Genomic DNA, 13,140 nt, shown 5'->3' on the forward strand with positions numbered 1-13,140 from the left:
ACGATTTTGGGATTTTGAGGTAAAGAAGGAATTTCAGCACTATATGAAATAGGGATTTTTATTATAATAAAGACAGAAATCCGAAAAATAAGACAATTCTAAGTCTTTTATTTGTTCAAAATTCGAACCAAAAATTTCCCCCATTAATAAACGAAACTTCAGAATTGATGCTAGGGAACATTTAGTCAAGCTATGGCCAATATCATTACCATCTTATATCTTGAAGACGTGAGATAAATGAAACTCTAGGTACTTTACGTGATCCTTTTGAACCTTTAACTTTATGTTACTATTAAGTTGAAGTAAAGAAGGATCAGAAACCTGATTGGATATCCGGATTCTTCCATCGCCTTCAAACCCAATATAACCAAGGTCAAAGAGCTTATCATACGTGGGAAGCAGTAGGAGCCCGTTGTATCTATCTATTTTTTCTGCACTAGTACATCTTTTCCAAGGTTTAATATGTGAGGCGATCAACAGTCTAGAGTCCGGATAACCTGAGATGGAACATTTTCCCCAGACCTTCAATACATTTTTTCGATATAGACCTTGCCCTCGTCGACTTAGAATAATACTCTCCTTTTCTAGTGAAGTGAGAGTTAGGTCCGCGATAATATCCTTAATCTCAGGATCAACCGGTTTTTGTGGATTACCGGAAAATGACTCAAGAAACTCTAGATAAAGATCTAAAGAACGGCTGTACATATTATTGCCCCGCTTATTTTTTTGAAAGAACTCATCATAGCTAAAGTACAGTTCCTTTAACTTCAAAAGCTCATCAAAACTCGTAACGGAATAAACATCTATATCGAGAGCATCTTTTTTCTTGAGATGATTTGAAATAGTCTTTAACGTATTCGAATACTTAAGCGGCTGTGTAATGTATCCTTTGTTTGCTCTTAGCCAGTTTTCAAACTCATGTTTCATAGAATGTTAGAATGAGATCGTATTTCTCAAAATCAGAGCTAATACACCTTATCATATTTTTTGGTCTCCGCGCTATTTGAAACCCCTCACACCGCCTGCACCACAATGCCACCAAAACGATGTTCTTCGGCCTTGCAGGTGACTCCTTGGACGTAGCAGATATCTCCCTCGTAGGGTTCCCCCGTATCGCGGTACTCACCCTGACAGCCCTGACCAAATACAGTGGTGTTGTAAAAGGCAACGGGACGGCCCTCGGCATCGGTCGTCAGGTCACTGCAAGCCTTGCAGAGGTACTTGGGATACCTGGAGTAATAGGCTACTTCCTGCTTACAAATCGGACAGTTTTGCTGCTTTTCCATAGACATGCCATTCAGTGCGTTTTCCAAAGTTCCTGAAAAGGGACAGATTAAAAAACCTTCAACCGAAAAAAATACCCTCCAAACCGAAAAACTGTCCGATTTGGAGGGTATTGGATTACGCCGTTCTATTGCTCCCTATCGCCGGGTCACGACAACTGGATCCGCAATCCCGTTGAGGTCATACACGATGCGGCCGTCGCGGATGGTCATCTGGCACTCAAAGCGCTTGTCGCCATCGATCTTGTAGCCATTACGGTCCCAGAAGCCGAAGTCACCCTCACGAAGTTGTAGGATGGCTACATCCGCAATACCCCCCTCACTTAGATTTCCCAGCATTTCGCGGTTGATCACCTGCGCGGGAGCCCAAGTGCTCATCTCGATCACCTTATCCAGATCCACTCCCATGGCGAGAAACTTGGACATGATATTCAAGATATCCTTCATGGCGGCGTTCATACTTCCCTTGTGCAGGTCAGTACTGATGGTATTGGGCAGGAAGCCTGCTTCCAACGCAGGAATAGCCTGACGGAAGTCAAAGCTGGCTCCACCATACCCTACGTCAAAGACGATCCCGCGCTCCTGTGCTTCACGCACAAAAGGCTTAAACTTCCGGGTTTCGTACTCTACGATGGGCTCCCTCGCTCCTCCCAGCTCTGCAAAGGTATGGGTATAGATATCTCCCGGACGCAGTCGCTCGAAAAAGAGCTCCCGAAGTCGCAAGGGTGCAAAAGCCATAGAACCCCCAAAGTCGATGATCACCGGCATGTCGGCAATGTTGCCTGCCTGCACGGCACGGTCTATGGGAATCCAGTCTCTACGTGCGTAGTGCGCCACTTTGAAACCTACTACGTGGTCTTTGTACTTCAGTGCTGCCTGCGCGGTGATTTCGGCGTCCATGTCGGTGGTATCCTGCTCCCAGGCACCGCCACGCATCCCCTCACCCACAATGTTCATAAAGGCGAGCACACGGGTACGGGAAGGATCTATGATGTTCTGCTTGAAGATGTGGATGTTTTTCCAGCCGGGACCTCCACAGTCCACGATGGTGGTCACCCCAACGCGGAAAGTGTACCCGTCCGGATCCACCGCAGTGAGGCCGTCACTTAAGTAGCTGTTTTCACGGGTTCCCGCGAAATTATGGCCGTGGATATCGATCAGCCCAGGTACCACGAGCATGCCTTTGGCATTGACCACCTGCTTGGCGCCGTCCCCGGGGATGGAAGCCGCGATGCGTGCTACCTTACCATCTTTGATCGCAACGTCCCGCAATCCATCCGTGCCGCTCTTGGCATCGATTACGTGACCGCCTTTGATGACGATATCGTAATCTTGTGCGTGCAACGCTCCCATGGCAAAAAATGCCATCAGAGCTACTATAAGTCTATGTTTCTTCATCATAATGTAAATGTGTGGGTATGGTTCACTAAACTTTGGCCGCTGAGAGTACCTCGGATAGGCGCTTGGCGACCACCTTTTCTTCTCCCGGCCTCAGCATAAACACGGTGAGACTGATTGCATGCTCTTTGCCTCCGATTACTTCGATAGAGGGATTCCCCGAACGCAGTTTTTCCTGTAGCTCAGGTCTGGTAATCCGGATATAATTGGGATCCCAAGCGATCTCCAGGTAAGGGGTATGGTTAGCGATGGGAGGTACAGTGACATCGGTGGTGATATTTCCTACCTTCTTCACCGCTTCTGCTATCAGGAATACCTTGTCTTCCCAAGATTTCCATTCCTTCGCGTGGTCGGTGTTGATGTATTTTTCCAACGCCACGTACATGCCCAATATCTCTTCTTTGTTTACCTTCATGCCCCGGCCGATGGTACCGCCACGGGGAGGAGCACTGAGACGGGCAGCTTCGATCAGGTCCTTGCGACCCATCAGGATACCGGCACTCTGAGGACCCCTCATGGCCTTTCCTCCCGATACACAAACCAGGTCAAAGCCCATGTCGTTGTATTTCCACAGGTTTTCTACAGGCGGCACATCGGCAGCCATATCGATCATGGTAGGGATACCGTGCTTTTTGCCCAAGGCTACGAACTCTTCGTGCTGAATCTTGCCATCCGGCGCCTGATAGTTTAGAAACCACATCATAGCGGTGCGGTCGTTGATCGCCGCTTCCAGTTCCTCCACCGTTTCCACGGGAACCATGGTGACACCGGTATTGGTCAGGGCGTGCACGTAGCCCACGTTATGGCTTTTCTGCACGATCACCTCGTTTTTCATTCCCTGAAGGTTGGGAAGCTGGGCGATCTTCTTGCGGTCGGTGCCGGTAAGCACCCCAGCAAGGCCCAATACCATGGCGGACCAGCAGCCGGCCGTTACGGTGGCCGCTTCGGCATGGCACAGCTCGGCGATCTTAGCGCCCACCTTGTCCTGCACCTCATCCAGCATGGCGAATTGCGTACCGGTGAGTTGGATGGTTTCCATCACTTCCTTGGGCATCAGGGAGGCGGTCATAGCCGTGTAAGTACCCGCCGCATTCACAAATGTGCGAATGCCCAGCTCCTTCATCACGTCCCTTTTGGGGGCTTCTTCCAGGGTTGTTCCCATTGCAGACTGCAAGGGCAAGCCCGTGCCGATCATGCCCCCCACGAGTGGGAGGGCAGACAGCCTTTTCAGTAATTTTCTTCTTGATAACATGTTCTGGGGTCATTTTTGGCCCGGTGGTCCGGTGCCTATAAGGAAGGGAGGTTTAATCCTCTATCTCCACAATCATTTCAATTTCGACGGCGATGCCACCGGGCAGGGATACCATGCCCACGGCTGAGCGCGCATGCTTGCCTCTTTCTGGTCCGAATACTTCCACCATAAAGTCTGTGAATCCGTGGATTACCGCAGGGGATTCCACAAAGTCCGGGGTGCTGTTTACCATGCCCAGTACCTTGACGATGCGCTTCACTTTCTTCAGGTCTCCGATCTCGTATTTCAGGGCGTTGAGCAGCTGTATGCCGGTGAGGCGCGCCGCTTCCCTACCTTGTGCCACGGTCAGGTCCGCACCAAGTTTTCCGGTCATATTGGTGCCATCCGCCTGCATAGGGCCGTGGCCGGAGAGGAATACCAAGTTACCGCTACGGACGGCCGGCACGATGTTGCTGGCTCCAGGTCCTTTCGGTACCAAGGTTATTCCCATGTCGGCAAGTTTCTTTTCCGGATCATAGGTTCCCTGCGCATAAAGCATCGAGGCAGTACCCAAAAACAAAAAGGCGATAGTGGTCAGCACGGTTAGTTTCATAGTGTATTGTGTTTATAAATGAAAGGTTGTTATTCAAAGATCAAGGTACCAAAATACTGGGGTAGATGAAAATCAGGTCGCGGATTATCTACCACATTCCAGGTAAAATAGTGTGGGTTGCCGGTTCGGCTGCCCGTTTTGTAGAAATTGGCCTTCCACTCTACACCTGGTGCGGGAGTAGTTACCTTGCCATGATGTGAAAGCATCGCTAGGGGCACCTTGTACTCGATGGTCCACACGGTGTCTTTCACGATCTCTGGATCCACCACAGGAGGCATGGAGTGGGCAATCGCTATCTTTTTGATCTGATCCGCTTCCAGTACCTGATAGGTCTTTCGGGGCTGTGTGACATAGTGGAGCAGCGGTACCCCACCGGCATTTATTTCCAAATTAAAATAGGTCAGGGGGCTGTCGGAGTCGGGTGAAAAGAAGAATTCCACGCAGGAATCCGTGGAGACTGCTCCGTTGATTTCAGTTACCTTGCTTTGTACATACCGGTCATGCACCTTGAAAATCCCATAGATATGGTCTTTGTCATAGAGTAACTTGGCGTGGGTAACCGGGCTGAACAGGGGCTTTTCACCCATGTAATGCGTGAGCTCTACGGCCTCCACGTTTTCCCAAACAGCCTTATCCCAGTCCGCATCGATGGTGATGTGGCCTGTGAGCGGCTTTACGCGGTAGGTATTTTCCAACTTCAAATCGTCTGTCATGGTGTGTGTATTCATGGTCAGTAGGGTCACGAAAGCCGTGATCCATACTCCTATTTGATGGGTGATCAACATTGCTTTTCGGGTTTATGATCCTCAATTTGGTTGATTGGCCGCTAACTCCTCCCTGACTCGCTGCACCTCCAGTGGAGACACGCTGTTGGCATTGTTGCCAAAGCTTTTGCGGATATAGGTAAGCACAGAGGCCATTTCTTCGTTGCTAAGGAAGTTATGAGCTGGCATGATCTGATTGTAATTTACACCGTTGACGGTGATCGGGCCCTCCATGCCATTGAGGACGATTTCGATCAGCCTACGTTTGTTACCCGTCACCCAATCGGTTTCTGCCAGGGGAGGAAATCGGGTGCCGTCTCCTTTGCCATCCCGCTGATGGCAGGTGGCGCAGTACAAATTATAGGCCACCGCACCCGCTTCCAACAGGCCTACCTCTAGATTGTCTTTTTCCGGGTGCGGATCCTTGATGTTCGTACGGGTATTTTTGCGCTCTTCCAGTTTGGCCAATGCTTCCTGACCAAAATCTCCCTTTTTGCCGGTGTACATTACCCGCCAAACCTTCCCCTGCACACTCTCGGTGATATACAGGGATCCGTCGGGTCCCATGGAGAGTCCCATGGGGCGAGCTGCTGCATCACCGGTATTGACGATAGTGTCCAACTGGGCAAAGCCATCGGCAAAGACCTCCCATGGACCGGAAGGCTTGCCGTCCTGAAAGGGAACAAAGCCTACGAAATACCCAGCCTGCGGATAGGGTCCCCGGATAGTAGAACCGTGAAAAGCCACAAAGGCTCCTTCTTTATACCGGTCGGGAAATTGGTTGCCCCGGTAGAAGTGCAGGTCATTCGGCGCAAAGTGTCCGGGAAAACCCAGCAATGGGTAGGTGATTTTGGCGGGATCTGCTTCTATTTTCTTGTCTCCCCCATACTCCGGGTTCAGGAGCTTTTTGCCCTGAAGCTGATCGTAATAATAATAGGGCCATCCGCCATCTGTTCCCTCCTCCACGCGGAAAAACTCCTCAGAAGGCAAAATGGCGCTTTCCCAAGGGGAATACATATCCGGCCAGGTGCGGTTCATATTGTCCCTGCCGTGTTGCACTACGTAGAGTGCATTTTCTTTCTGATTCCACTCCATGGCCACCACACTTCGGATGCCGGTAGCGTAGCGATATCCATGCTCTTGCTGCGTTTGATTCAGCGTGTTTGCATCAAAGCGCCAAATGCCACCGTGCCATTCGAGCTGCGGACAGGGATCCATGCCAGGTGCTCCGGGACGTCGGTTAAATTCCTGGCAAACATCTCCCGGCGAACCAAAGGGAACATAAAGGTTTCCTTCGTTGTCAAATGCGATCGGCTTGGCTATATGCTCGTACCCATGCTCAGCGTTCTTGTAATCATCCCTGACGATCAACTCGGCCTCTCCCGTAGGGACCAACGCATCCATGTCCATCTTCATCCGATAGACTTCGCCGGCCGTGCTGAAATAAAGATACTCGTTGTAGATCCGCATGGCTGTACCATAGTTTCCCGTATCTGGATAGTCTCCGAAATATTCCACTACATCTGCTTTGCCGTCGTTGTCCGAATCCCGTAGTGCTACCAGCCCTTGGCCTTCTTTGTTGGGGACTCGGAGCTTCATGTAGATATCTCCCTTTTGGTCTACCGTCAGATGCCTAGCCCGTCCCACGCTGTCGATCACCACCACGGCTTCAAAGCCATCAGGGAGGAACAGGCCGCCATTGTCGGGATCCCCCGGGGGCAAATTGCTTTCGGGTGTACAGGACAGTTGAATCAATAATCCGAGCAGCAACGCCCACATAGGTGAGCCTGCCCGGCTCCTACATTTTCGTAAAGTGTGCCTAAACATAGATGGAATTTATTTGCAGAAATAACAAGCTGGAAAGGGTGATACCGACCGATAGAAACGTAAACGGTCAATAAATATAACAAAGACAACCTATACTTTGCTTAAAAATAGTGACTAGAAATCGAAAAAAGCTTTTAAACGGAAAATTAGCGGGTGTCAGTATACCGGATTCGGCGCTACAACGGGAGGGTTTTGACGAAAGCGGTCTAAAAAACTAAAACATCAGGCCAAAATGGCCTGATGCTTACGAAGCAACGTGTATCTGACTAGCCAAGTATTCTTTGATATCTTTCAGGTAATGGAGCACCCTTACATTGTCCGGAAAATTCAGGTCCTGCCCCAATACTTGATATCCGGAGATTAGGACGGTGCTTTCGTTAAATCGCGACGACAGGGAAAAAATATAGTCCTGCAAGTCTTCTGCGGGAGGCGAGGTGGTCACCACAGTAAGCAGATAGTCCGGCTTATGCACCTGGTAGACCGCATTCAGGTCTACATCCGGGGTGTTTTGACCTAGGTAGATTACCTTGTGTCCATTTGCTTTTAAGATGTAGCACGAAAAGAGCAGGGATATCTCGTGCAGTTCTCCGGCCGGGAGAAAGAGCAGGAATTTTTTTCCGCCCTCCTGTTGTACCTGTCCGTCTATGGCGACGATCAGTTTTTGCCGGATCAGATTGCTTATAAAGTGTTCCTGACCGGGGTGTATGGACCCAGTCTGCCACAACACCCCTATCTTAGACAGAAAAGGGTAGATGATGTGGATCATGGTCATTTCGAATCCAATCTTGAGGATATTGGTCGAAATGATCTTGTCAAAGCGTGCTTCGTCCATCTCTACCATGCAAATGGTCAGCGCATGGATCTGATCTTCGTATGTGAAGGACCGCTCGGTCAGCCGAAGCACTTCTTGGGCGATCTCCTCTGTGGACATTTTGGCAATCTTGCTGATTTTGTAGCCGTGCTCGTTGAGAAGGGCCACATTCAGAATCAGCCGGAGGTCTGCATCATCGTAATACCGGATGTTGGTATCCGTGCGCTTCGGTGATAGCAGGCTGTACCGCTGTTCCCAGATTCTCAAGGTATGCGCCTTGATACCAGACAGTTGCTCCAAATCCTTGATCGAGTAGTTTCTCACCATTATTCGCTCCGTTTAAAATATCGTTTAGGCACTACAAATAATCCAAATGACACTGAGCCATCCTTCTTGTTGGTGGCATGATGCGCCTGATGTGCCTTGAAAATCCCTGCAAGATATCCCTTACGGGGGCGCTTAAACCACTTCACCCTCCGATGAATCAACATATCGTGCAAGAAGAAATAACTCATTCCATACAGGCTGATGCCCAACCCTAACCAAAACCGGTAATCAAAGTCTGCCACTCCGAGAAAAATAAGCAGAACAGCTACACTGCCAAAGAACAGCGAGAAAAGGTCGTTCCACTCAAACGGACCATCGGTATGCTGATGGTGTGTCTTGTGGATGCCCCATAAGGGACCATGCATGAGGTACTTGTGAATGAACCAACCGGCAAATTCCATCATGGCAAAACCTACCAATGTAAATCCTATCGCATACATCATCTCTAGCTAAACTTTGAAGGGGCCTTTTTGTTCCGATAATTTACAAAATGAACACCAAAATGGAGAAAAAGAGAAACAAATTTAGCAAAAGAAACGTTGAAATCGGATTTTGCTTATCGAATGACAACTTTTGATACAGCAACTGTATCGAAAACGCTACGGCAAACCAACCGAGGTAGTTTTCCACAGGTATGTCTCCTTGCTCCCAGGTCCAAAAATCCAACTGAACAGCCACCGGCTCAATCACGAAATCCAATACGACCATCAGCGCTGCCGCCACTGCCGCCGCACCCCAATTGGAGCGGATGAATTTACGGGACAACTGACCGGCTGAATACGCGAGAATAAACCAGTTGACACCAATAATCAAGGGTACACCTGCCAATTTAGGACCCAAAACCGGTCCATATTGATAGTCCCCAAAAAGCAGGCCCGTCTGCACGCCAATGATCTCTGCCAGCATCCCTATACCAAAAGCCGCTATCGCAAACCACCAGAATCCCTTGCTCCAGTCCGTGTGGAAATAAAGCAATATACCGGCACACATCAGCAAGTGCAATGGTGTCAGGGTCTGAAAGTAGGTACGGGTGAATTCAACGTATAATCCCAACACTCCCACCAGGTGGAAAATGCCTATCCAAAGCTTGAAAACCAAGGTCTTTTCTATTGAAAATGCCCCGAAGGAGATGGTGGGAGAAGGATTGTTACGCATAGAGGTACTCACTTTCCCTCTTCAATCAAAAAGGGACGGCTTTTGTTTCGGTAGGAAATAAATTAACTTAGCGGTCTATTTAGGCCAAAATTAAGAAAATAAACGCAAATCGGATGATTGTATACAACATAACCATCAGTGTAGACAGCAAGAAGGAAGGGGAATTCATCCAATGGATGAAAGAAACCTACATTCCGATGGTGCTGAATACCGGCTGTTTTTACGAGCACCGTTTTATGCGCCTGCTGCATCAGGGCGAGGAAGGAGAGGGTACCAACTTTGCCACGCAGTTTTTTGCAGAAAACATGAAAAACATGATAGCGTTTGAGCAGGGACACTCTCAGAAGATTCATGAGGAATTGGATGGCCGGTTTTCCGGTGATTTTGTGTTTTTCCGGTCGCTACTGGAGTCCGTAGATTAAGCTAATTTAAGCAGCAAGTCACCCTTCCGCTTGATGATTTTTAGCTGGAAATACTCGTTGATAAAGGATTTGCAGCGGTTTTCAGCAAAGGTAGCGCGGCTTTCTCCATCGTAAAGCAACGTCATGCGTAGCAGGGTTTTCACGTAGGACTCGTGCATGCCGAGATCCCGGGTCCAGACCCGCAGCTGATCCAGCCAGTCTTCTTGGTACTTTTCTAGATGGGAGCGCCCGTCAAACAAAATTTCCAACTGATTGGAACCATAGCGGTACCGGTAAATCCCGGATAGCTGTTGGTAAATAACACGCACACCTTCCAACGGGAATCCGGTATGGGTCAATATTTGCAAATAGGTGTCATCTTGCAACCGTAGAGGATTGTACAACAGGGTGTAAGCGTCTTTCAACTCTTCCACCATGATGGCTATGCCCTCCTCTTGGGCGGCTGTCTGAGCCTGCCGGAGTATGTAATTTTTGTCTAAAGGGAATAGTTTTTGAATCATAAGGCACTCGAAACTATGGCAAAAGTAACATTTGTTTGAAATTTAAAAAAATAAATTGCCCTGTATCCCTGCTTTTAACAAATAAAAATCCCAACCAAAGACCCGTTTGAATAGAAAAATTTGCTTTTGGCCACCATTTTTTTTCTGATTTGCCAATCACCAAAAAATACAAGCCCACGGAGAAACCCACATGCAGCTTTCTCCGTGGGGTAGATCTACCTCTTTCCAGCGCCTAGCGTCCGGAAGCGGCGTCGATGGTGTGGCCAAAAAAGACTGCATTTAAAAACAGCTTATTGGTTCCAAACCAGAATGCTCTGAAATTTAGATTATCCACCATACCGATGATGGTTCCACTACCTAGGGTAGCCACTTGGATTACCCCAGTGTTTTTTAGTTTTTCCAGGTTACTGGGATGAATATATCCACTGGCCAAGGGGCTATCGGTATACACCAAGGGATTGGCATAGGGGTTTTTGGATGGATTCAGGAATTGATTTCCGGTCTTGAATACAAAGAGGTCGGGATTGGCATAGCCGTATCCCAATGGATGCGTGATGTCCAATGTCGCCTTGAAGATCGCCCCACCCGTGACTTTGGCACCCCGGTCGGCGGCCAGATGTTCGTACGGACGCTGTGCGGCCGTGCTGGGAGCAGGTTCTTCTGTGACAAAAGAAAAAGAAGCCAGTTCCTGAGAGGCCAGCCAACTCATGGCCGACCCCCGGGCAATGAGCGTACCGCCCCTTTGCACCCATTCCTTCAGCTTGTCCGCGCCGGCTTTGCCTAGAACTCCATAGGACCCTGTGGGCAAGATGATGACCGAATATCGGCCCAAATCAACACCCGAAAATCGGTCGGTAGGCATCAGAGTGATCGGCATATCCATGCGCTGATCAAACAGGTGCCACATCTCTCCGGCATCGGAAGCTGAAACCCCGCGATCCACCAGCAAAGCAACCTCGGGCTTTTTCAGCACACTCATACTGGGAGAGCCCAAATTAATTCCAGCTGTATACCCGGATGGCAGCGCATGGATGGTCACACCCGACTCTCTGGCCACCTGTTGCATGTCGCTGAAAAACGCCTGATCACTGACCTGAGAGTTGCCTTTACCCACCAAGATACTGCCCCGTGCAAAGTCATGACCGGTCTGACTTCGAAATGGTTTATGGGAAACACGTAATTGGTAGCCCTTATCCATCAGTGCATAGGCCGCCTTTGGCGCATAGTATTCGCTCCACTCAAAGGCGTATGCGTAGGCACCCGGAGCTCCGATCATGCTGCCTTCCGGAAAGGAAACTTCCTTAACTATTTCCTCCACATTGGCCAGATTGACAATGCGGCTGCTCAGCGTCTGATGGTTTAGCTGAAAAGCCATCGGAAAATTCCAGGAAGACACGTCGTAAAAGAGACTATCCTGAAATTCAGTGCGGGTCTCAAACATGGACTTGACCAGTTTGTATTGCGGTTGTTCCAAGGGCACTATAAAAGACTTTCCAGCTTCAAAGGACATCCCATTGACTACGATATCCTCCTCCAAACTGAAAAGTCGGATATCGTGATGCAGCAGAATATCTGCCAAATGATGGGAGCGGGCTATGTCATCATTCACGCCAAAAATATAGGCCTTGTTGCTGTCGCTGTTTGATTCCTCTTTGGCCTGTCGGTAAAACTCCGCCATATACCGGTTCATTTCCACGCGCATTTCCTTTGCCGCCTCAAAGGAGGAGAGGGCTGTACGCACCTGATTGCGTATGGTAAAAGGAAAGCTGATCTCTCCAAATTGGTTTTCCTGCAGGTGGCCTCGGGAAGAGGCTTGCTCAAACAAAATACCCACGGCCCCCTGTACGTCGGGATAGGTGGAGCCTTTCCCGTAATAGTAATCGTCAAAACTTTCCTTGCTGTAGTACAGCGACCCGATCTCATCCAGAAAACGGGCATGGTATTCAGCAATCTGCTCGGTGAGCTCGATATTTCGTCTGGGAGTAAGGGGATTGTTGCGGCTGGGGATTCCAGGCTGAAAAAAGAAGGTATTGTCCGAGCCCATCTCGTGGAAGTCCAATACGAGATTAGGCAGCCATTCTTGAATCTGTCGGATCCTTCCACGGGATTCTGGATGCTGTACAGGCAGCCAGTCACGGTTGAGATCAAACCAATAGTGGTTGGTTCGCCCGCCCGGCCAGGCTTCGTTGAGCTCCCGATTGTTGCGGTCCCCGTTCAGGTTATAGCTTTTATGTGAATTTACCCAGGAGGCAAAACGGTTTACGCCATCCGGATTTATGGCCGGATCGATGAGCAGGACCATGTTTTCCAGTTCGGCGCCCACCTCCTCTGCAGACGCAAAATGGTAGGCACTGACGATGGAGGCTTGAATCGCCGAGGCTTCGTTGCCATGCACGGAGTGGCCCATGTACATCACAAAGGGGGTATTTTCAGGATTGGCATCCTCTGGGCTATGCCGCAAGGCACGGCGTTGCTCCTTAATTTCACCTAGCCTGCGCAGGTTTTGGGGAGAGGTCACTACCAGCATGACCAAAGGACGCTTTTCATACGTACGGCCGTACTCTACCAAGCTAACCCGGTCAGACGTTTGCGCCAACACACGGAAGTAATTCACCACCTGATCATGGCTGGCGTGCCACTCGCCTACTTCAAAACCCAAGATGGACTTGGGAGAGGGAATACTCGGGTCGTGCGTGTATCCGCTTGGAAGGTAATAGTCCAAACCTTCCGCCTGCGGGAATCCCTTCACCGCTAAAAACATGGAGCTAACTAGTAGCACATAAAAATACTTCATTCTTTATCTGGTTAT

The 13,140-nt window shown here is 49.3% G+C and carries 13 protein-coding genes; 1 reads left to right on the forward strand and 12 read right to left on the reverse strand.

The annotated features are described in order from the left end of the window. Positions 1-213: 213 nt before the first annotated feature. The 10 genes from JJU34_RS09845 to JJU34_RS09890 all read right to left on the reverse strand — a co-directional run bounded on the left by JJU34_RS09845 (position 214) and on the right by JJU34_RS09890 (position 9,409). The gene (locus tag JJU34_RS09845) at positions 214-927 is read right to left on the reverse strand and encodes an HNH endonuclease signature motif containing protein (protein ID WP_228692186.1); all 714 of its coding nucleotides are present in this window, start codon (positions 925-927) and stop codon (positions 214-216) included. A gap of 86 nt (positions 928-1,013) precedes the next feature. Next, positions 1,014-1,286, reverse strand: coding sequence for a hypothetical protein (locus JJU34_RS09850; protein WP_228692187.1), 273 nt, complete (start codon positions 1,284-1,286; stop codon positions 1,014-1,016). Between the two features lie 135 nt (positions 1,287-1,421). After that, complete coding sequence (locus JJU34_RS09855) at positions 1,422-2,684, reverse strand: amidohydrolase/deacetylase family metallohydrolase (RefSeq protein WP_228692188.1); 1,263 nt, start codon at positions 2,682-2,684, stop codon at positions 1,422-1,424. Between the two features lie 25 nt (positions 2,685-2,709). Next, positions 2,710-3,933 (reverse strand): aminotransferase class V-fold PLP-dependent enzyme, encoded by a 1,224-nt coding sequence (locus JJU34_RS09860; protein WP_228692189.1) that lies wholly within the window; start codon positions 3,931-3,933, stop codon positions 2,710-2,712. A 52-nt stretch (positions 3,934-3,985) separates the two neighbouring features. Beyond that, positions 3,986-4,525, reverse strand: a complete 540-nt coding sequence (locus JJU34_RS09865; protein WP_228692190.1) for a RidA family protein — start codon at positions 4,523-4,525, stop codon at positions 3,986-3,988. A 29-nt stretch (positions 4,526-4,554) separates the two neighbouring features. Beyond that, positions 4,555-5,310, reverse strand: coding sequence for a carbohydrate-binding family 9-like protein (locus JJU34_RS09870; protein ID WP_228692191.1), 756 nt, complete (start codon positions 5,308-5,310; stop codon positions 4,555-4,557). 21 nt (positions 5,311-5,331) lie between these two features. Then, on the reverse strand, positions 5,332-7,116 hold the full coding sequence (locus JJU34_RS09875) for a c-type cytochrome (RefSeq protein ID WP_228692192.1): 1,785 nt from the start codon (positions 7,114-7,116) through the stop codon (positions 5,332-5,334). A 244-nt stretch (positions 7,117-7,360) separates the two neighbouring features. Further along, complete coding sequence (locus JJU34_RS09880; protein WP_228692251.1) at positions 7,361-8,251, reverse strand: MerR family transcriptional regulator; 891 nt, start codon at positions 8,249-8,251, stop codon at positions 7,361-7,363. 2 nt (positions 8,252-8,253) lie between these two features. Beyond that, entirely contained in the window at positions 8,254-8,697 is a 444-nt protein-coding gene (locus tag JJU34_RS09885) for a sterol desaturase family protein (protein WP_228692193.1), read from the reverse strand. A gap of 40 nt (positions 8,698-8,737) precedes the next feature. Beyond that, positions 8,738-9,409, reverse strand: a complete 672-nt coding sequence (locus JJU34_RS09890) for a carotenoid biosynthesis protein (protein ID WP_228692194.1) — start codon at positions 9,407-9,409, stop codon at positions 8,738-8,740. A 113-nt stretch (positions 9,410-9,522) separates the two neighbouring features. Between JJU34_RS09890 and JJU34_RS09895 the strand changes: the two genes are divergently transcribed. After that, entirely contained in the window at positions 9,523-9,831 is a 309-nt protein-coding gene (locus JJU34_RS09895; protein ID WP_228692195.1) for a DUF4286 family protein, read from the forward strand. Here JJU34_RS09895 and JJU34_RS09900 read toward each other — a convergent pair. Together JJU34_RS09900 and JJU34_RS09905 are read right to left on the reverse strand one after the other, a co-directional pair. Next, complete coding sequence (locus JJU34_RS09900) at positions 9,828-10,331, reverse strand: hypothetical protein (RefSeq protein ID WP_228692196.1); 504 nt, start codon at positions 10,329-10,331, stop codon at positions 9,828-9,830. The genes JJU34_RS09895 and JJU34_RS09900 overlap by 4 nt on opposite strands. A gap of 232 nt (positions 10,332-10,563) precedes the next feature. Continuing rightward, positions 10,564-13,125, reverse strand: a complete 2,562-nt coding sequence (locus tag JJU34_RS09905; RefSeq protein ID WP_228692197.1) for a M14 family metallopeptidase — start codon at positions 13,123-13,125, stop codon at positions 10,564-10,566. Positions 13,126-13,140 lie beyond the last annotated feature (15 nt).

Source organism: Lunatimonas sp., from assembly GCF_020832325.1.
In the GTDB taxonomy this organism is placed as follows: Bacteria; Bacteroidota; Bacteroidia; order Cytophagales; family Cyclobacteriaceae; genus Lunatimonas.

Bases quoted from the DNA above. Each gene is read 5' to 3' on its own strand.
- JJU34_RS09855 (WP_228692188.1), bottom strand. From the start codon at position 2,684: ATGATGAAGAAACATAGACTTATAGTAGCTCTGATGGCATTTTTTGCC.
- JJU34_RS09890 (WP_228692194.1), bottom strand. From the start codon at position 9,409: ATGCGTAACAATCCTTCTCCCACCATCTCCTTCGGGGCATTTTCAATA.
- JJU34_RS09845 (WP_228692186.1), bottom strand. From the start codon at position 927: ATGAAACATGAGTTTGAAAACTGGCTAAGAGCAAACAAAGGATACATT.
- JJU34_RS09860 (WP_228692189.1), bottom strand. From the start codon at position 3,933: ATGTTATCAAGAAGAAAATTACTGAAAAGGCTGTCTGCCCTCCCACTC.
- JJU34_RS09900 (WP_228692196.1), bottom strand. From the start codon at position 10,331: ATGATTCAAAAACTATTCCCTTTAGACAAAAATTACATACTCCGGCAG.
- JJU34_RS09875 (WP_228692192.1), bottom strand. From the start codon at position 7,116: ATGTTTAGGCACACTTTACGAAAATGTAGGAGCCGGGCAGGCTCACCT.
- JJU34_RS09885 (WP_228692193.1), bottom strand. From the start codon at position 8,697: ATGATGTATGCGATAGGATTTACATTGGTAGGTTTTGCCATGATGGAA.
- JJU34_RS09865 (WP_228692190.1), bottom strand. From the start codon at position 4,525: ATGAAACTAACCGTGCTGACCACTATCGCCTTTTTGTTTTTGGGTACT.
- JJU34_RS09870 (WP_228692191.1), bottom strand. From the start codon at position 5,310: ATGTTGATCACCCATCAAATAGGAGTATGGATCACGGCTTTCGTGACC.
- JJU34_RS09905 (WP_228692197.1), bottom strand. From the start codon at position 13,125: ATGAAGTATTTTTATGTGCTACTAGTTAGCTCCATGTTTTTAGCGGTG.
- JJU34_RS09850 (WP_228692187.1), bottom strand. From the start codon at position 1,286: ATGGAAAAGCAGCAAAACTGTCCGATTTGTAAGCAGGAAGTAGCCTAT.
- JJU34_RS09895 (WP_228692195.1), top strand. From the start codon at position 9,523: ATGATTGTATACAACATAACCATCAGTGTAGACAGCAAGAAGGAAGGG.